This is a genomic window from Ruegeria sp. AE3 (genome assembly GCF_056542225.1).
This window is the reverse complement of the sequence record NZ_JBQFZL010000002.1, coordinates 110440-127730: the sequence shown is the minus strand read 5'-3', so window position 1 is coordinate 127730 and position 17291 is coordinate 110440. Positions and strand designations below refer to the sequence as shown.

18 protein-coding genes are annotated in these 17291 nt (G+C 60.8%); 13 read left to right on the top strand and 5 right to left on the bottom strand.

Features of this window, described 5'->3' with window-relative positions; genetic code table 11:
- The first annotated feature begins 56 nt into the window (after window positions 1-56).
- Together ACR0NZ_RS07410 and ACR0NZ_RS07405 are read left to right on the top strand one after the other, a co-directional pair.
- The gene (locus tag ACR0NZ_RS07410) at window positions 57-284 is read left to right on the top strand and encodes a DUF1127 domain-containing protein (RefSeq protein ID WP_480474217.1); all 228 of its coding nucleotides are present in this window, start codon (window positions 57-59) and stop codon (window positions 282-284) included.
- Window positions 285-321: 37 nt separating this feature from the next.
- The gene (locus tag ACR0NZ_RS07405; RefSeq protein WP_480474216.1) at window positions 322-525 is read left to right on the top strand and encodes a DUF1127 domain-containing protein; all 204 of its coding nucleotides are present in this window, start codon (window positions 322-324) and stop codon (window positions 523-525) included.
- A gap of 94 nt (window positions 526-619) precedes the next feature.
- Here ACR0NZ_RS07405 and ACR0NZ_RS07400 read toward each other — a convergent pair whose 3' ends face one another.
- The 4 genes from ACR0NZ_RS07400 to ACR0NZ_RS07385 are packed head-to-tail and all read right to left on the bottom strand — an operon-like array spanning window position 620 to window position 4122.
- Window positions 620-1762, bottom strand: a complete 1143-nt coding sequence (locus tag ACR0NZ_RS07400; RefSeq protein ID WP_480517945.1) for a saccharopine dehydrogenase family protein — start codon at window positions 1760-1762, stop codon at window positions 620-622.
- A gap of 3 nt (window positions 1763-1765) precedes the next feature.
- A complete protein-coding gene (locus tag ACR0NZ_RS07395) occupies window positions 1766-2821 on the bottom strand; it encodes a saccharopine dehydrogenase (protein WP_480493926.1) in 1056 nt (351 codons plus the stop codon).
- 14 nt (window positions 2822-2835) lie between these two features.
- Window positions 2836-3450, bottom strand: coding sequence for a glutathione S-transferase family protein (locus ACR0NZ_RS07390; RefSeq protein WP_480517943.1), 615 nt, complete (start codon window positions 3448-3450; stop codon window positions 2836-2838).
- Between the two features lie 21 nt (window positions 3451-3471).
- Window positions 3472-4122: a histidine phosphatase family protein gene (locus ACR0NZ_RS07385; protein WP_480517941.1), complete on the bottom strand. Its 651-nt coding sequence runs from the start codon at window positions 4120-4122 to the stop codon at window positions 3472-3474.
- A gap of 139 nt (window positions 4123-4261) precedes the next feature.
- Between ACR0NZ_RS07385 and ACR0NZ_RS07380 the strand changes: the two genes are divergently transcribed.
- The 11 genes from ACR0NZ_RS07380 to ACR0NZ_RS07330 all read left to right on the top strand — a co-directional run bounded on the left by ACR0NZ_RS07380 (window position 4262) and on the right by ACR0NZ_RS07330 (window position 16130).
- Entirely contained in the window at window positions 4262-5458 is a 1197-nt protein-coding gene (locus ACR0NZ_RS07380; protein WP_480517939.1) for a Zn-dependent hydrolase, read from the top strand.
- Between the two features lie 288 nt (window positions 5459-5746).
- A complete protein-coding gene (gcvT, locus tag ACR0NZ_RS07375; protein ID WP_480517937.1) occupies window positions 5747-6841 on the top strand; it encodes a glycine cleavage system aminomethyltransferase GcvT in 1095 nt (364 codons plus the stop codon).
- Window positions 6842-6859: 18 nt separating this feature from the next.
- Window positions 6860-7225, top strand: a complete 366-nt coding sequence (gcvH, locus tag ACR0NZ_RS07370; protein WP_480474211.1) for a glycine cleavage system protein GcvH — start codon at window positions 6860-6862, stop codon at window positions 7223-7225.
- Window positions 7226-7338: 113 nt separating this feature from the next.
- Window positions 7339-10194 (top strand): aminomethyl-transferring glycine dehydrogenase, encoded by a 2856-nt coding sequence (gene gcvP, locus ACR0NZ_RS07365; RefSeq protein WP_480517935.1) that lies wholly within the window; start codon window positions 7339-7341, stop codon window positions 10192-10194.
- Window positions 10195-10390: 196 nt separating this feature from the next.
- Window positions 10391-11545, top strand: coding sequence for a phosphoserine transaminase (locus tag ACR0NZ_RS07360; RefSeq protein ID WP_480474210.1), 1155 nt, complete (start codon window positions 10391-10393; stop codon window positions 11543-11545).
- A 96-nt stretch (window positions 11546-11641) separates the two neighbouring features.
- Window positions 11642-13237, top strand: coding sequence for a phosphoglycerate dehydrogenase (serA, locus tag ACR0NZ_RS07355; protein ID WP_480517933.1), 1596 nt, complete (start codon window positions 11642-11644; stop codon window positions 13235-13237).
- A gap of 120 nt (window positions 13238-13357) precedes the next feature.
- Window positions 13358-14086, top strand: coding sequence for a metallophosphoesterase family protein (locus ACR0NZ_RS07350; protein ID WP_480517931.1), 729 nt, complete (start codon window positions 13358-13360; stop codon window positions 14084-14086).
- Between the two features lie 35 nt (window positions 14087-14121).
- Window positions 14122-15000, top strand: coding sequence for a phosphoserine phosphatase SerB (serB, locus tag ACR0NZ_RS07345; protein ID WP_480517929.1), 879 nt, complete (start codon window positions 14122-14124; stop codon window positions 14998-15000).
- Window positions 15001-15041: 41 nt separating this feature from the next.
- A complete protein-coding gene (locus tag ACR0NZ_RS07340; RefSeq protein ID WP_171638620.1) occupies window positions 15042-15371 on the top strand; it encodes an ArsR/SmtB family transcription factor in 330 nt (109 codons plus the stop codon).
- The gene (locus ACR0NZ_RS07335) at window positions 15359-15787 is read left to right on the top strand and encodes an SRPBCC family protein (protein ID WP_480474207.1); all 429 of its coding nucleotides are present in this window, start codon (window positions 15359-15361) and stop codon (window positions 15785-15787) included. Before ACR0NZ_RS07340 ends, ACR0NZ_RS07335 begins: the two co-directional genes overlap by 13 nt.
- A gap of 22 nt (window positions 15788-15809) precedes the next feature.
- Window positions 15810-16130 (top strand): YciI family protein, encoded by a 321-nt coding sequence (locus ACR0NZ_RS07330; protein WP_267364302.1) that lies wholly within the window; start codon window positions 15810-15812, stop codon window positions 16128-16130.
- A 5-nt stretch (window positions 16131-16135) separates the two neighbouring features.
- Here the strand turns inward: ACR0NZ_RS07330 and ACR0NZ_RS07325 are convergent, their stop codons facing one another.
- Window positions 16136-17134, bottom strand: a complete 999-nt coding sequence (locus ACR0NZ_RS07325; protein ID WP_480474206.1) for an asparaginase — start codon at window positions 17132-17134, stop codon at window positions 16136-16138.
- Window positions 17135-17291: the final 157 nt, after the last annotated feature.

Sequence of the window (17291 nt, the reverse complement as noted above, 5' to 3'; positions counted from 1 at the left end):
CCTCCCTTATTTGAAGCTATCACAAGCAAGCAACTCAAATTTCGGAGGAACCAGCAATGACCCATGCACAGACGATTGACACTCATAAGGGCCTCTTGGACGGCCTCTTTGCCAAATATGCCGACGCAAAAGTTGAACATTTCCGACGCCAGATTTTCTCAAAAACCGTTCGGAAGCTGGAAAAGCTCAGCGACAAGCAGCTGAACGATATCGGCATTCCCCGCGACCAGATCCGTCGGCGCGCTTATCACAGCGTGTATCACAACGCACCCTACCAGCAGTGACCCGAAAGTTTCGCAACCCTTGCGTGAGGTAATCAGTATGTTTGACTTTATCCCCTCGACCAATCAACCGACCCCGGCCGCCAGCGCCTTGTTGCTGTTTGATCGCGCCATGCGCATTCGAGCCATCAGCCCGGATATCGTTCGGGCCGCTCAGCATCTGAACGGCCTGACCGACCATCAGCTGGCAGAGCTTGGCATCAACCGCAGCGATGTCGAAGACACCATCGAGCGCTATATCTGAAGATACCTTCAGAGAAATCCAGACGAGTTTACCATGCCTGAAGAAGAACAATGAAAGCCATTCCAGAAACTCTGGAATGGCTTTTTTCGTGCGATCAGGCCGTATGATCCACGATCTGCAAGTGCTGGGCCAACCTGTCGATCTCGGCCATCCAGCCCTGTACTAGTTTTGGGTCGCTCGGGGCTGCGTGAACGCCTGCCGGGATGGCGCGGTTCAAAACGGCCTCGACGGCAAGTGAAACCGGGATCGATACCAGACGCGCCATTGCTGTGCCGCGCTCATCGCCCCAGGCGTCCATGACATAGGTCTTGTGCCATACAGGAACGCCGTCTTTCTCGGCTTTCAGTCCAACACACAGCACAACGCGGTCGGGCTCACCTTCGTCATAGGCGTTTTCGCTCCAGAACTGGTCAGACATCTCTTTCAGACGCGCATCCCCTTCCAGACCCGACAGGGTTTCGATTTCACGGAACACATCCGACCACGCATCCGCCCAACCGTTCAGGCGCAGGGTGCCGCGGACGAATTCTCTGACTGGCCAGTGATCCTCGAACTGGTACTGCGCCTTGAACGGGATCGAGTCGCGGTTGGGATAGACCTCGAAACTTTCCGGCGTTGGCAGCGGCGCGATATAGCTGCTGATCGCGTCCCACGGACGGGCAACGTCCAGCGGGGCATAGTCGCGGATCGACTTCGACGGCGACCGCAGCGCCTTGAGCACACCCAAGGGCGACCAGCTGAACTTGTAGCGGAACGGGTTCGGGATCTTGGGAATGCCACCGCAATACGAAATAAAGCTCAGGTGGTTTTGCGGATCGAACGCATCCGAGGCGCGATAGTCATCGACCAGTGCATGGGCCATCAGGTGGTCGATGCCCGGATCCAGACCAACTTCGTTAACCAGCGCCACACCGGCCTCGCGCGCCTTGTCGTCCAGTGCGCGCATTTCGGGCGCGATATACGACGACGAAACGAAATTGACCTGTTTCGCAATCGCCAGTTCCGCCAGTGGTACGTGCCAGTCGCCCGGCAGCATGGACACGATCACGTCGCCCTTCTCAAGCACATCACCCAGAGCGTCGATGTCGAAGGCGCGAATATCGTTGGTCAGGTCCCCAACCTCGGCCCTGGCTTTTTCGACCGTCCGGTTCCAGACAGTGACCTTGTGACCGCCCTCGATCAGACGGCGCAGGCCGGGGATGGCCGACAGGCCGGTGCCACACCAGTGAATCGTCATCGCTCAGATCCCTTCGATATGTGTTTTGTAAGTTGCTTCTGCCCGACCCCAGACGCCGCTGTCCAGATCGGTCAGGGTCAGAAGCGACGGCAAAAGCTGTGCCGCATAATCTTCCGAACTTTCGACCGGCAGCATCGACGGCAGGTTATCGATGGCCATCACGTCCATCACCGGATCGGTTGCCACGCGCAAAGCTGGCGCGTCCCATGTGGTTGCACGGTCATAGACCGGCACCGGGTTGTAATCACTGTCCGGGTCGCAGGCGACATCGCCGATAGCAGTCAGGTTGCGCGGGGCAGTCAACGCCTCACGCGGAACAAAGACCGGGGTTCCGGGGCGCGCGAAGATGCAGTTCAGGAACAGGTCGTGGTCCAGAATTTCCGGAAACGGTCCGCCGCTGGCGGTTTCCGCCATGTCCCATTTGGTGACGTCGACGCCCATCGCGTCGCACAGGTCTGCGGCCCCCGTACCCACGCGACCCAGTGCACCGATCACGATGGCGCGGGGGCGTGGGGCTCCGGTGGCGTCCAACTCGGCCAGCAATTCAGAGTTCAGAACGTCTTTGCCTGCATACACCCCAACCGGCGGGCATGCCTCGCCCCGTTGCTGTGCCGCCCACGTCTTGAGCGTTACCGCAGCACCGGCATACCCGGCCCAGTAACCAAAGGCGGCAACGCGGCGGCCATCTTCGCTCACCAGATATTCCAGATCATAAAGCGTGCCGCCCCCGGCCTTGAACCGCTCTAGCAGCGCACGACCCGAATGCTGGCCCTTATAGGCATGGCCGAACATGATGTGGCGATGGGGCAGGGGGGTGCCATCTTCGGGCAGTTCCTTGAGGCCAAAGATGATCGCGTCCAGCGGGGCCTCGGGCCACGAATTCTCAGCCGCGATTGCACAGCCAGCGTCCTTGTAGCCATCAATCGGAATGGCGCGGACATGGCTTTCCTCAACCGTCACGCGGATACCTGCGGCGATCAGTGCTGCGGCTCCTTCGGGTGTCAGCCCCACCCGTTCCTCGTTCGGGCGCTGTTCCGCCCTGACCCAGAGATGTGTCATCTTATTTCCTTTTGTCAGAGCATCCCGGCAGCGCGCACCGCCTGAACCGAAGGCCGTGCCTCCATCGCCTCGCGGAAGGCGATGATCCTGGGAAAGGCCGAGACATCGACGCCGTCGCCTTCCAGCCAGCTGCAAACCACATAAAGATAGGCATCGGCCAGAGAGAACGCGTCCCCCAGAACATACGACCCGCGCAACCCGTTTGACGAGATATAGTCGCAAGATGCAGTCATCGTTTGCGCGACCTTGTCCGTCATGTCTTTCCAGCTGGATTTCTTGTCGGCCCAGCGATGCCCGCGCAGCTTGTGGGCGTGGTTCACATGCATGGTCGAGGCCAGATAGAACATCACCTCGCGCATGCGGGCGGCCATGACCGGATCAGCTGGCACCAACCCGGCCTCGGGTGCCTTGGCCGCAATATATTCCAGCAACGCGCCGGTCTCGGTCAGGATGCCGCCATCGACCACCAGCGCCGGAACGCGCCCCTTGGGATTGATCTGCTTGTAGGCCGGTTTTGTCTGTTCCCCATCGGCAAAGTCCAGCTTGATTGCTTCATAGTCCAGTCCGGCCTCTTCCAGAGCAATCGCAACAGCGACCGAGATGGTTCGGGGTGCGTAATAAAGCTGCATCGGGGATCTCCAATCTGCTTCCTACAGGTGGGTCTGCGCAAACTGCCGGTCAGGTGCTTCCAGATGCGGCACCGCATTGAACAGGACCGGGCTCAGCTGCGCGCCAATCGGGTGCAGACGATGCATCGACGTGTTCATGATGGCAAGGGCCACCCGCGCCATCGACGGGATGTCCAACCCCATCGCCTGCCGCACCACCATCGAGATCAACCCGCCCGAGGTCACGACGATGGCCGGTCCGCCCTCGGTCCCGATCTCGTGCAGCGCATCGCGGACGCGGGCTTCAAACGCCTCGAAGGTTTCCGGAGCGTTCTCGATCTTTCCACTGGCCCAGGCCGCGAAGGTTTTGGGCAAGTGTTCGACAAATCCCTCGCGGTCGGTCGGGATTTCGACGCCGTGCTGTTCTTCGAACAACTGTGCAAGGGTGAAATACTCGATCTCGTTCAGCCGTGCGTCGCAGACAGGATCGGTCAATTCCATGCTGGCCACCGTCTCGGTGTGGCGGGTCAGGGTGCCACAATAGACGCGTGTATAGTGGCTGCGGGTGTCACGCAGATGCGCGCCCAGCCAGCGGGCCTGTTGATGGCCCAGATCGCTCAGCTTGTCATAGCTTGCTTCGTCGCGCGCTGTCGTGTTTGCCTGCCCGTGGCGCACCAATGTGATATGTGACATGTCGCTCCCTCTTGCGCCGAAGTCTTAGGGCAGGTTCCTTGCCGGGACCAGAGGGGTTTCTTGATCTCGCCGGAAAAACATTCGCAGCTGTCCGGTTTCTGGCTATGGTCGCCCTGACCAACTGCGCCCGGAGGGATTCATGGCCGTCGATCACACGCGTTTTCTGGATGATCTGCACAAGCTGCGTGAATTCGGTGCCTCGGGTGTGGGCAAAGGAGTCATCCGCCCGGCCTATTCAAAAGCGGATATTGCGGCGCGCCAATGGCTGGCGGACCGTATGGCCGACGCAGGTCTGACACCGCATTTCGACCCGGTCGGCAATCTGTTCGGGCTGGCGCCTGGCCGTTCTCTGCTCATGGGGTCGCATTCCGACAGCCAGCCCGAAGGCGGCTGGCTGGACGGCGCGCTCGGCGTGATTGCCGCGCTGGAGATCGCGCGGTCCAGCGACCAGCCGATCTCGGTCGTCAGTTTTCAGGACGAAGAAGGCCGGTTCGGTGTGACCACGGGCTCGGCGGTCTGGTCCGGCGGTCTGCCGCTGGACAAGGCCGATGTGTTGACCGACGGTGCCGGCGTCAGCTTTGGCGAGGCCCGATCTTCCATGGCGAACCTGTCGCAGGGTTTTGTCGATCCCGCGCGGTTCAGTGGCTTTGTCGAGATGCATATCGAACAGGGCCCCTCTCTGGACGCTGCGAACGAGCAGATCGGCGTCGTTACCGATATCGTCGGCATCCGGGACATGTCGGTCACTTTCGAAGGGCAGCAGAATCACGCGGGCACCACGCCAATGCATTTGCGCCGCGATGCGTTTCAGGCGTTGTCACTGTTCAACACGCGCCTCACCGAACGGTTTCGCAACGTGGTGACACCGCAAACCGTCTGGACCATCGGGCGGGTCGACCTTCACCCCAATGCGTCGTCCATCGTGCCGGGTCGGGCGCGGTTCTCGATGCAGTGGCGCGATGGCGATCCGGATCGGCTGTCGCGGATGGAGGAAATCATCCGTACCACAGCGCAGGAAGTAGCCAGCGAACAGGACATGGTATTGACCTACGGCCCTTTGCTTGGGTTGGAACCTGTCACGATGGATCAGACCCTGCGCGCGGCGCTGGAACACGGTGCCGAACAGGTGGCCCCCGGCAGGTGGCGCAGGATGCCGTCGGGCGCGCTGCACGATGCCACAAACGTGTCGCGCCTGATGCCTGTTGCGATGCTGTTCGTGCCGTCAATCAACGGTATAAGCCACGATTTTGCCGAAGATACCGCCGAAAGCGATCTTGTGGCCGGGCTGAGTGTGCTGGATCTCGCAGTGCAGTCACTTGAAGGGCGGGTGCGATAAGGTGCGGGCAAAATACTGTTTTTACAGGCCATTGCGGTTGGTTTGTCTGGTGTTATCGTCGCGCTCGAAACTGTGATCGGCAAACCCTTGCAAAAGCCAAAAGACCAATGTTGCCTAACGGAAAAAAGTTTCCTATAGGAACGCCAAGGATGCATACGCCCGTATACAGACTTGTCCCACAGGCGGTACTCTGGTTCGCAAGTTGACCGGAATCGTTGCAAAATTGATAGCGTGGGGCAGACTGACGGGAATGCGTTCGAAACCGAAAGATACGAAAAGGTATCCAAGATGACCGAGATTAGACGCACGCCGTTGTATGCCTTGCATGTTGAGTTGGGCGGCAAGATGGTTGATTTTGCCGGGTGGGAGATGCCAGTTCAGTATCCGCTGGGGATCATGGGCGAGCATAAGCAGTGCCGCGAGAAGGCGGCGTTGTTTGATGTGTCGCATATGGGTCAGGTGATTTTGCTGGGCGAGAATGTGGGCGAGAAGCTGGAAGCTCTGTGTCCGCAGGCTTATGCGACGCTGAAGGAAGGCAAGGCGCGGTACGGGTTCTTCACCAATGCCGAAGGCGGGATCATGGATGACCTGATCGTGTCGAATGCGGGGGATCATTACTTTGTGGTGGTGAACGCGGCGCTGCGCCATCAGGACATTCCGCATATGCGCGACAATCTCGAAGGTGTCGAAGTGACCGAGATCTTCGACCGCGCGCTGGTGGCCGTGCAAGGTCCCAAGGCCGAGGACGTGGTGGGCGCGCTCTGCCCTGCGGCGCGCGACCTCAAGTTCATGGAAACCACGATTGCTGACATCCTGGGTGTCGAATGCCGCATCTCGCGGCTGGGCTACACGGGTGAGGACGGGTACGAGATCTCGATCCCCGAAGACAAGGCGATCGAGATTACCCGGGCGTTCCTGGCGCATGAGGATTGCGAACCGGCGGGTCTGGGCGCGCGCGACAGCCTGCGGCTGGAGGCGGGTCTGTGCCTGTACGGCAATGACATTGACCAGAGCACCTCGCCGGTCGAGGCCGGCCTTGGCTGGGCGATGCAGAAACGCCGCAAGGAAGAAGGCGGCTTTCCGGGTGCGGAACGTGTGCAGCGCGAACTGGCCGAGGGGCCTGCGCGCAAGCTGGTGGGCATCAAGCCCGACGGCCGCGCGCCCGCGCGTCAGGGGGTCGAGGTGCAATGCCTTGAGGGCAACACCATCGGTCAGATCACCTCGGGCAGCTTTGGCCCCACGGTCGGCGGCCCGGTTGCAATGGGCTATGTGTCCGCGGGCCATGGCGAGCCGGGCGAGAAGGTCAACCTGATCATCCGGGGCAAGGCGCAACCGGCGCAGATCGTGGCGCTGCCCTTCGTCAAACAGAATTACAAGCGTTGAAGTCAGGAGAGAGACACCATGGCAACCTATTATTCCGAAGAGCATGAATGGCTGGCGGTCGAAGGCGACACGGCCACGCTGGGCATCACCAAACACGCGGCCGAGCAGCTGGGTGAGGTGGTCTTTGTCGAGCAGCAGGAAGTGGGCGACGAGTTCGACAAGGACAGCGAGATCGGCGTGATCGAATCCGTCAAGGCCGCCTCCGAGCTTTACGCGCCGGTTGATGGTGAGATTATCGAGGTGAACGAGGCGCTGGCCGACAATCCCGGCGCGCTGAACGACGACCCCGAAGGCGAGGCCTGGATCTACAAGATCAAGATCGCCGATGCCGCGCAGCTGGAAGATCTGATGGACGAAGCCGGCTACAAGGCCTTCATCGGCTAAATCCGGCCCGGAGCCCCAGAGACCGGGGCTCCCCGCTTCATCTTTTTCCAAATACTCCCGCCGGAGGCATCTGCCAGAGCGGCCGGGCGAGACATTCTTTGAGGAGCGCTGCAATGGCCTTCAAACTGACCGACTACGAAGCCTATGACTTCGCCAATCGCCGCCACATCGGCCCGTCGCCCACCGAGATGCGCGACATGCTGCAGGTGATCGGCTTCAAGACGCTGGACCAGCTGATCGACGCCACCGTCCCGCCCGCGATCCGGCAGAAGGAGCCGCTGGACTGGGGCCCGGCGATGACGGAACGCGATGCGCTCTTTCACATGAAGCAGGTGGCGGGCAAGAACAAGGTTCTGACCTCGCTGATCGGTCAGGGCTATTACGGCACCACCACCCCGGCGCCGATCCTGCGCAACATTCTGGAAAACCCGGCCTGGTACACGGCCTACACGCCCTATCAGCCCGAGATCAGCCAGGGCCGGCTCGAAGCGCTGCTGAACTTCCAGACCATGGTCAGCGACCTGACCGGGCTCGATGTGGCCAACGCCTCGCTGCTGGACGAAGCCACTGCCGCGGCAGAAGCCATGGCGATGGCCAAGCGCGGCGGCCGGTCCAAGGCCAATAACGCGGCCTTCTTCGTCGACCGCAACTGCCATCCGCAGACCATCGCGGTCATCAAAACCCGCGCCGAGCCGCTGGGCATCGACGTGCAGGTGGGCGATCCCGATCAGCTGGATACAGGTGCCGTCTTTGGTGCAATCTTCCAGTATCCGGGCACCCATGGCCATGTGCGCGACTTCACGAACGAGATCGCGGCGCTGCATGAACATAACGCCATCGCCGTTGTCGCCGCTGACATCCTGTCGCTGGCGCTGCTGAAATCCCCCGGCGAGATGGGCGCGGATATCGCCATCGGCTCGACCCAGCGCTTTGGCGTGCCGATGGGTTATGGCGGCCCGCACGCCGCGTATATGGCGACCACCGACAAGCTGAAGCGCTCGATGCCGGGCCGGATCATCGGGGTCAGCATCGACAGCCGCGGCAACAAGGCCTACCGCCTGGCGCTGCAGACCCGCGAGCAGCACATCCGCCGCGAAAAGGCGAACTCGAACGTCTGCACCGCGCAGGCGCTGCTGGCGGTCATTGCCTCGATGTATGCGGTCTATCACGGACCCGACGGCATCAAGGCGATCGCGCAATCGGTGCACCGCAAGACCTCGCGCCTGGCCGCCGGTCTGGAAGAGGCGGGCTTTGCGGTGGAACCCGAAGTGTTCTTCGACACCATCACGGTCGAGGTCGGCCACCTGCAGAACGTGGTGATGGAGGCCGCCGTGGCCCGTGGCGTCAACCTGCGCAAGGTCGGCGAGACCCGCGTGGGCATCAGCCTGGACGAACAGACCCGCCCCGAAACCATCGAGGCGGTCTGGGGTGCCTTCGGCATCGACCGCAAGGATGACAGCTCGAACAAGCAATACCGCCTGCCGGATTACGCGCTGCGCGAAAGCGAGTACCTGACCCATCCGATCTTCCACAAGAACCGGGCCGAGGCCGAGATCACCCGCTATATGCGCCGTCTGGCCGACCGCGATCTGGCGCTGGACCGGGCGATGATCCCGCTGGGCTCGTGCACCATGAAGCTGAACGCCACGATCGAGATGATCCCGGTCACCTGGCCCGAGTTCGGCAACCTGCATCCCTTCGTGCCCGAAGATCAGGCGCGGGGCTATCACGAGATGATTGCGGACCTGAACGACAAGCTGTGCCAGATCACCGGCTATGACGCAATCAGCCAGCAGCCCAACTCGGGCGCGCAGGGCGAATATGCGGGCCTTCTGACCATCCGCAACTATCACTTCGCCCGTGGCGAAGGGCAGCGCAATGTCTGCCTGATCCCGACCTCGGCCCATGGCACCAACCCGGCTTCGGCGCAGATGGTGGGCTGGCAGGTTGTGCCGGTGAAATCGGATGACAAGGGCAACATCGATCTGAATGACTTCCGCGAAAAGGCGGAAAAGCATTCGGACCATCTGGCCGCCTGCATGATCACCTACCCCTCGACCCATGGCGTGTTCGAGACCACCGTGCAGGAGGTCTGCCAGATCACCCATGATCACGGCGGTCAGGTCTATATCGACGGCGCCAACATGAACGCCATGGTCGGCCTGTCGCGCCCCGGTGACATTGGCGGCGATGTCAGCCACCTGAACCTGCACAAGACCTTCTGCATCCCGCATGGCGGTGGCGGCCCCGGCATGGGTCCGATCGGCGTCAAGGCGCATCTGGCCGAGCATCTGCCGGGCCACCCGGAATATGGCACCGCCGTGGGCCCGGTCTCGGCGGCCCCCTTCGGCTCGCCCTCGATCCTTCCCGTCTCATGGGCCTATGTGCTGCTGATGGGCGGTGCGGGGCTGACGCAGGCCACCAAGGTGGCGATCCTGAACGCCAACTACATCGCGGCGCGGCTCAAGGACGCCTATCCGATCCTCTACACATCGGAAACGGGCCGGGTGGCGCATGAATGCATCCTCGACACAAGGCCGCTGGACGAGGCGGCGCATGTCACCGTCGACGATGTGGCCAAGCGTCTGGTCGATTCAGGCTTCCACGCCCCCACGATGAGCTGGCCGGTGGCCGGAACCCTGATGGTCGAGCCCACCGAATCCGAACCCAAGGACGAGCTGGACCGTTTCTGCGACGCCATGCTCTCGATCCGCTCGGAAGCGCAGGACATCATCGACGGCAAGATCGACGCGGAAAACAACCCGCTGAAAAACGCCCCTCACACGGTGCGTGATCTGGTCGGCGACTGGGACCGCCCCTACACCCGCGAACAGGCCTGCTTCCCTCCGGGCTCCATGGGCGTCGACAAATACTGGTCCCCCGTCAACCGCGTCGACAACGCATACGGCGACCGAAACCTCGTCTGCACATGCCCACCCATGGACGCATACGAAGACGCCGCAGAGTAACACAACCCTACCCCGCCGAAACATCGGCGGGGTTTTTCGCCAATCGGAAACGCGTGTTCTGATTTGTGCCCGTTTCAGATGTCGTTTTTACCCGGTAAAGCGTCTTTTCTGCTTGCTGCAGGTGCGAAGGCCCCCTAGGTCTGTCCGTGGGACACCCCTCCCCAACGAGGGGCGTGTATCTGGAAGGGTAATACACATGACGATCGAACAACCGGCGACGCGGCCGGCAAATCCGCGTTTTTCTTCGGGCCCCTGTGCCAAACCCCCCACATTTGACCTGACAAAACTGGCTGATGCCGCATTGGGCCGGTCGCACCGCGCCGCTGTCGGCAAGGATAAGCTGAAGGCGGCCATCGAAGGCACGCGCGAGATTCTGGGCATTCCGGCGGATTACCGCATTGGCATCGTTCCCGCCTCGGACACCGGCGCGGTTGAAATGGCGCTGTGGTCTTTGCTGGGTGCGCGCAAGGTCGAGATGCTGGCCTGGGAAAGCTTTGGGTCCGGCTGGGTGACCGATGTGGTCAAGCAGCTGAAGATCGACGCCGAGGTGAAGACCGCGGATTACGGGCAGATCGTTGATCTGGCCTCGGTCGATTTCGCAAATGACGTGGTGTTCACGTGGAACGGCACAACCTCGGGTGTACGGGTACCCAATGGCGACTGGATTGCCGATGACCGCCAGGGCCTGACGATCTGCGATGCAACCTCGGCGGCCTTTGCGATGGATCTGCCCTGGGACAAGCTGGATGTAACAACCTTCAGCTGGCAGAAAGTGCTGGGCGGCGAAGCGGCCCACGGGATGCTGATCCTCAGCCCGCGCGCCGTTGAACGGCTGGAAAGCTATACCCCCGCATGGCCGCTGCCCAAGATTTTCCGCCTGACCAAGGGCGGCAAACTGATCGAAGGCATCTTTACCGGGGCAACGATCAACACGCCGTCAATGCTGGCGGTCGAAGATTATCTCTTTGCGCTGGACTGGGCGCGATCGGTGGGCGGATTGCAGGGGCTGATCGCGCGTGCGGATGCCAATGCGGGTGCGGTACACGCGTTCTGCGACCAGAACGGCTGGATCGCAAACCTGGCAGAGGATGAGGCGACACGGTCGAACACTTCGGTCTGCCTGAAGTTCACCGACGCGCGTATTCAGGACGGTGCAGCCTTTGCCAAGGCAGTCGCCAAGCGACTTGAAGCCGAGAATATCGCACTTGATATCGGCGCTTATCGCGACGCGCCTGCGGGCCTGCGCATCTGGTGCGGCGGTACGGTTGAAACCTCGGATATTCAGGCGATGCTGCCTTGGCTGGCATGGGCCTTTGCGACCGAGATCAAAGCGCAGGCGCAGGCTGCCTGAGTTTCATGTGCCGGGCTGAAGCCCGGCCTACCCCATCACTGATGTAAGGCGGGCGTCAGCCCGCTACCCCCTGAAGAATTCAAAGGACCAACCAAAATGGCTCCCAAAGTACTCGTATCCGACAATCTCAGCGAAACCGCAGTGCAGATTTTCCGCGACCGTGGCATTGACGTGGATTTCATGCCCGAGCTGGGCAAAGACAAAGACAAGCTGGCCGAGGTGATCGGTCAATACGATGGCCTCGCCATCCGTTCGGCAACCAAGGTTACACCGACCCTTCTGGAAAAAGCCGAAAGGCTGAAGGTCATCGGCCGCGCCGGGATCGGCACCGACAATGTCGACAAAGAGGCGGCCTCGAAAAAAGGGGTGATCGTGATGAACACACCCTTCGGCAACATGATCACCACCGCCGAACACGCCATCGCGATGATGTTCGCCGTGGCGCGGCAAATCCCCGAGGCCAGCACCTCGACCCATGCGGGCAAGTGGGAAAAGTCCAAGTTCATGGGGATCGAGCTGACCAACAAGACACTGGGCGTGATCGGTGCCGGTAACATTGGTGGCATCGTGTGCGAACGTGCGTTGGGCCTGAAGATGAAAGTCATCGCTTATGATCCTTATCTGGGCGAAGAGAAAGCGTCCAAGATGGGCGTCGAAAAGGTCGAGCTGGACGAACTGCTGGCGCGCGCCGATTTCATCACCCTGCATGTGCCGCTGACGGATCAAACCCGCAACATCCTGAGCCGCGAGAATCTGGCCAAAACCAAAAAGGGTGTACGGATCATCAACTGTGCCCGTGGCGGTCTGGTCGATGAAGTGGCTCTGGCCGAAATGCTGCAATCCGGTCATGTTGCCGGAGCGGCCTTTGACGTGTTCAGCGAGGAACCCGCCAAGGATAACGCGCTGTTCAACCTGCCCAACGTGGTCTGCACGCCCCATCTGGGCGCGGCGACCACCGAGGCGCAGGAGAACGTGGCCTTGCAGGTGGCTGAACAGATTTCGAACTACCTGCTGACGGGCGCGGTCGAGAACGCGCTGAACATGCCCAGCGTGACAGCGGAAGAAGCCAAGCTGATGGGGCCGTGGATCAAGCTGGCAGGTCATCTGGGCAGCTTCATCGGCCAGATGACGGATGAACCGGTCAAGGCGATCAACATCCTCTATGACGGTGTGGCCGCTGAAATGAACCTGGCTGCGCTGAACTGTTCGGTGGTCGCGGGGATCATGAAAAAGTTCAACCCCGAGGTGAACATGGTCTCGGCCCCTGTGGTCGCGAAAGAACGCGGGATCAAAATCTCGACCACCAATCAGGATAAGTCAGGTGTTTTTGATGGCTATATCAAGGTCACGGTCGTAACGGACAAGCGTGAACGGTCGATCGCGGGTACGGTGTTCAGCGATGGCAAGCCGCGCTTTATCCAGATCAAAGGCATCAACATCGATGCCGAGGTCGGCGCTCATATGCTGTACACCACCAACGAAGACGTGCCCGGCATCATCGGCACGCTGGGTCAGACCATGGGTGAAAACAACGTTAACATCGCCAATTTTACCCTCGGCCGTACAGAGGCTGGCGGCGAAGCGATTGCGTTGCTTTATGTCGACGAACCGGTCCCGGCCGAAGCACGGGCAAAGCTTGCCGAAACAGGCCTGTTCACGCAGATCAAACCGCTGGAATTCGACGTCGCCTGATCGCGGCTGTTGAGTTTAAGAAACAGTTCAGGACCCGGTTATACGAATACCCGGGTCCTTTCTTCTCTGATTTCGCAATCTGAGTCACAAGCGAGCTGACTCATACCGCCGGAGGATTCTATGACATTGCCAGTCTATGCCATTGGTGATCTGCACGGGCAGGTGGCCGAACTGGACCGCGCGCTGTCTCTGATCCAAAGCGATGGCGGCCCCGATGCGCAGATCGTGTTTCTTGGTGATTACGTGGATCGCGGCCCTGACAGTCGCGGGCTGATCGACTGCCTGATTGCCGGGCGTGATGCTGGCCGGAACTGGATTACTCTTCTGGGCAATCACGACCGCATGTTTGCCTGGTTCATGGAGGACACTCCGCGCCACGATCCGCATTTGTTGGTGGGATACCACTGGCTGCATGACAGGTTGGGCGGGGTCGACACCCTGCGCAGCTATGGGGTGGAATTCGAAGGTCAGATCCGCCTTGAAAACCTGCACCGTATGGCTCAGACAGCCGTGCCGAAGTCGCACCTGACCTTCCTGCGCGATCTGGTGGTGATGCATCAGACGCCCGAGATTGTCTTTGTTCATGCGGGTATCCGTCCGGGTGTGCCGCTGAATGAACAGCAGGCAAGTGATCTGATCTGGATCAGACAGGACTTCCACGACTACCACGGCCCGCATCCCAAACTGATCGTTCATGGTCACACGCCTGTGGATCAGGCGACGCATTATGGCAACCGGATCAATCTGGACACGGGGGCCGGATACGGACGCCCGACGGGCGTCGCTGTATTCGAGGGACAGAATTGCTGGGAACTGACCGAACAAGGTCGAACACTGTTGACGCCCTGACCGTCCCGCATGGGTATGACACTGGAGATTGGAATATGTACGTCGCCACTTTGCTGACCAACCCGGTTGCACCCTCGCTGGACCGTGCCTTGCCTGAATCGCTGCGCAACGCGTGGGGCGGTGGAGATGTCCTGTGGCTCAGCCCTGACGAGGCGGTCGAGTTTGAGCTGAGTGACATGCCCGCCAATCGCTGGGATGTTTGGGCTGATCTGCAAGGCATGGGCGTGGACCTGATTGTGCAGCCCGCACAGGGGAGGCGCAAAAAGATGCTGTTGGCCGATATGGACAGCACCATGATCCAGCAGGAATGCATTGACGAACTGGCGGATGAGGCTGGCGTCGGCGAAAGGGTCAAGGACATCACCGCCCGCGCCATGAACGGAGAGCTGGATTTCGAAGGTGCTCTGATCGAACGGGTTGGTCTGCTGAAGGATCTGGATGAAAGCGTCATTGGCAAAGTCCTGCGCGAACGGATCACCTTGACGCCCGGCGGACAGGCGTTGCTGGCAACGATGCGGGCCAACGGAGCCTATGCTGCGCTGGTGTCAGGTGGCTTTACCGCCTTCACCGCGCGGGTGGCAGAGCTGCTGGGGTTCGATGAAAACCGCGCCAACACTCTGCTGGCCGCAGATGGCAAACTGACGGGCGATGTGGCGCGTCCCATATTGGGGCGGCAAGCCAAGATCGAGGCGCTTGAGCAGATTTCCACGCGTCTTGGGTTGTCCGAAAATGACGTGATCGCCGTGGGCGACGGGGCCAATGATCTGGGCATGCTGGGGCGGGCCGGAACCGGCGTTGCCCTTCATGCCAAACCGTCGGTGGCTGCGAAATGCGACGTGCGGGTGAATCACGGCGACCTGACGGCACTGCTTTACCTGCAAGGGTACAGTCGCGCGGATTTTGTCGAATCCTGACAGGGCTTTTCATTATTTAACATTTGTGTTAAATAGAGGTCATGAGCACGCTTCTGACCACCTTTTCCGCTTTGTCCGATGCCACCCGGTTCTCGATTGTCGAGCAGCTGATGGAGCAGGGCGAACTGCCCGCCGGTGACCTGATCGAAGGGCGCGGAATGTCCGGTGCTGCGATTTCGCGCCATCTGAAAGTGTTGCGCGAGGCAGGGTTGGTGCAGCAGCGCGTGCGGGGCACCCAACGGATGTACTCCATCCGGTCCGACGGGCTGCGGATGATTGCCGACTGGACGATCTCCAAACGGCAATTCTGGGAAAGCAGCCTCGATCGCCTCAGTGATATCATCGAAAGGGAGAATTCATGGCCGACCTGAAACTGGAACGGGACTTCCCCGTCAGCCCAGAGGATCTGTTTGCATGGATCAGCGACGGCAGCCGGTTGTTGCAATGGTGGGGGCCCGAAGGGATGCATGTCCCCGAGCATAATCTGGATTTCTCGCGCACCGGCCCGTGGTATTCGGTCATGGAAAACAGCGAGGGCCAGCAATACAAGGTCTCGGGCCACGTCACGCATGTCGACCCGCCAAACTCGGTGGGGTTTACCTGGGGCTGGCATGACGATCAGGATCAGCGCGGGGCCGAAAGCCACGTTTCCTTCACAGTCACAGCGACGGGCACAGGGTCACGCTTGGTTTTGGACCACCGCGAACTGGCCGATGCCGAAGCAGCCGCGAACCACAATCAGGGCTGGACGTCTTCGCTGCGCAAACTCGAAGCGAAGTGCAAATAAGGTTTCATCAGGGAGGAGCGATATGCCCCAGTATTTGTTTGTTTATCACGGGGGACACACCCCGACCGACCCCGCCGAGATTGAGGCGACCATGGCCGCTTGGGGCGCATGGTTTCAGGGTATGGCCGAAGCGTTAGAGATCCCCGGCAACCCGGTCGGACAGTCCTATACGGTCAGCAGCAGCGGGGTTGTCGACAATGGCGGCGCAAACCCGGCCTCGGGCTTTACCGTGATCAAGGCCGACAGCATCGAAGCCGCGACCGAGATGGCCAAGGGCTGTCCGATGGTCGTCAATGGCTCGGGCTCGGTCGAGGTGGCCGAGGTGCACGAGATCGAGATGTAGGGGCCTTAGCCGGGGAAACCCGGCGCAGGTTTGATCACGCCGCATTCCAGCCCCCGGCGGCTGTATTGCGTGGCGTTCATGAACTTGCGGGTGGCCGGGTGATCGGCCTCCAGCACACCAAGGCTCACCAGAATAGCGGCGATGGCGCATTCGCTGGCCCGCGTGGTGCCATCGGTGATCTTCAGCGCAACGCCCATGCGTTTTTCCGGGATGATGGCCACAAACACCGCCTCGGCTCCGGTCTTGATGGCAACACGCCCGTTCATGGCGCGCATCAGTTCGGTGCAGGCACGTGTCTCACCGGCTACCAGTTGCGGGTGTTTTACCATTGCCGCCACCAATTGCACCGCCGCCTCGCTGGAACGGTCGGACCGATCCGAGGCGCTGGCGAACCATGCCATCGACCGGGCCAGCCCGGTCAGCGACACGGCGAAATTCGGGGCGGAACAGCCGTCAATACCGTAACCGGGGCTGGTTTCGCCTGACGTCTCTTCGATGGCAGACAAGCAGGCCTGCTGCACCGGGTGATCGATTTCCAGATATTCCGGCCCTGCGCCCATATGCTGACCCAGTGTCAGGAAACCACAATGCTTGCCGGAACAGTTGTTGTGGATCTGGCACGGGGTGTCATCCGCCAGGATCAGCCGATCCCGCGCGGCAGTGTCCGCTGGCTCCTGTGGCCCGCAGCGCAAGTCGTGCTCGCTCAGCCCCAGATGATCAAGCCACGCTGTTACGCGGTCGGTATGGATCGCAGCCCCATTGTGTGACGCGCAGGCCAATGCAAGATGTTCGCTGTTCAATCCGTATTTTGCAGCGGCTCCCGACGTGACCAGCGGAAGCGCCTGAATCATCTTGGCGGATGAGCGCGGATAGATAACCGCCTGCGGGTCGCCCCAGCTGCGCACGATCTGGCCGGTGTCGTCGCAGATGACCGCGTGGCCCAGATGCAGGCTTTCCAGCAAGTTGCCACGCCACAGTTCTGTCATTGCTACGGGCTGCGTCATCTGGACCTCCGAAATTAATGCGCAAAATTCTGCCAATCGCCCTTTCGCCTGTGGCGAAACCTGCGTTAGTGTGTGTATGTCGGCAATCATCGGAATGCGCAACGGAATAGACGGGCCGGAAGGGTTCGCAGCCATGTCCGATGGATTTGAGGTATCG

Excerpts from the sequence above, each read along its gene's own strand:
- gcvT (WP_480517937.1), top strand. The coding sequence starts at position 5,747 with ATGACCGAGATTAGACGCACGCCGTTGTATGCCTTGCATGTTGAGTTG.
- ACR0NZ_RS07360 (WP_480474210.1), top strand. The coding sequence starts at position 10,391 with ATGACGATCGAACAACCGGCGACGCGGCCGGCAAATCCGCGTTTTTCT.
- ACR0NZ_RS07390 (WP_480517943.1), bottom strand. The coding sequence starts at position 3,450 with ATGCAGCTTTATTACGCACCCCGAACCATCTCGGTCGCTGTTGCGATT.
- ACR0NZ_RS07405 (WP_480474216.1), top strand. The coding sequence starts at position 322 with ATGTTTGACTTTATCCCCTCGACCAATCAACCGACCCCGGCCGCCAGC.
- ACR0NZ_RS07395 (WP_480493926.1), bottom strand. The coding sequence starts at position 2,821 with ATGACACATCTCTGGGTCAGGGCGGAACAGCGCCCGAACGAGGAACGG.
- serB (WP_480517929.1), top strand. The coding sequence starts at position 14,122 with ATGTACGTCGCCACTTTGCTGACCAACCCGGTTGCACCCTCGCTGGAC.
- ACR0NZ_RS07400 (WP_480517945.1), bottom strand. The coding sequence starts at position 1,762 with ATGACGATTCACTGGTGTGGCACCGGCCTGTCGGCCATCCCCGGCCTG.
- ACR0NZ_RS07380 (WP_480517939.1), top strand. The coding sequence starts at position 4,262 with ATGGCCGTCGATCACACGCGTTTTCTGGATGATCTGCACAAGCTGCGT.
- ACR0NZ_RS07350 (WP_480517931.1), top strand. The coding sequence starts at position 13,358 with ATGACATTGCCAGTCTATGCCATTGGTGATCTGCACGGGCAGGTGGCC.
- ACR0NZ_RS07325 (WP_480474206.1), bottom strand. The coding sequence starts at position 17,134 with ATGACGCAGCCCGTAGCAATGACAGAACTGTGGCGTGGCAACTTGCTG.
- serA (WP_480517933.1), top strand. The coding sequence starts at position 11,642 with ATGGCTCCCAAAGTACTCGTATCCGACAATCTCAGCGAAACCGCAGTG.
- gcvH (WP_480474211.1), top strand. The coding sequence starts at position 6,860 with ATGGCAACCTATTATTCCGAAGAGCATGAATGGCTGGCGGTCGAAGGC.
- ACR0NZ_RS07385 (WP_480517941.1), bottom strand. The coding sequence starts at position 4,122 with ATGTCACATATCACATTGGTGCGCCACGGGCAGGCAAACACGACAGCG.
- ACR0NZ_RS07330 (WP_267364302.1), top strand. The coding sequence starts at position 15,810 with ATGCCCCAGTATTTGTTTGTTTATCACGGGGGACACACCCCGACCGAC.
- ACR0NZ_RS07335 (WP_480474207.1), top strand. The coding sequence starts at position 15,359 with ATGGCCGACCTGAAACTGGAACGGGACTTCCCCGTCAGCCCAGAGGAT.
- ACR0NZ_RS07410 (WP_480474217.1), top strand. The coding sequence starts at position 57 with ATGACCCATGCACAGACGATTGACACTCATAAGGGCCTCTTGGACGGC.
- gcvP (WP_480517935.1), top strand. The coding sequence starts at position 7,339 with ATGGCCTTCAAACTGACCGACTACGAAGCCTATGACTTCGCCAATCGC.
- ACR0NZ_RS07340 (WP_171638620.1), top strand. The coding sequence starts at position 15,042 with ATGAGCACGCTTCTGACCACCTTTTCCGCTTTGTCCGATGCCACCCGG.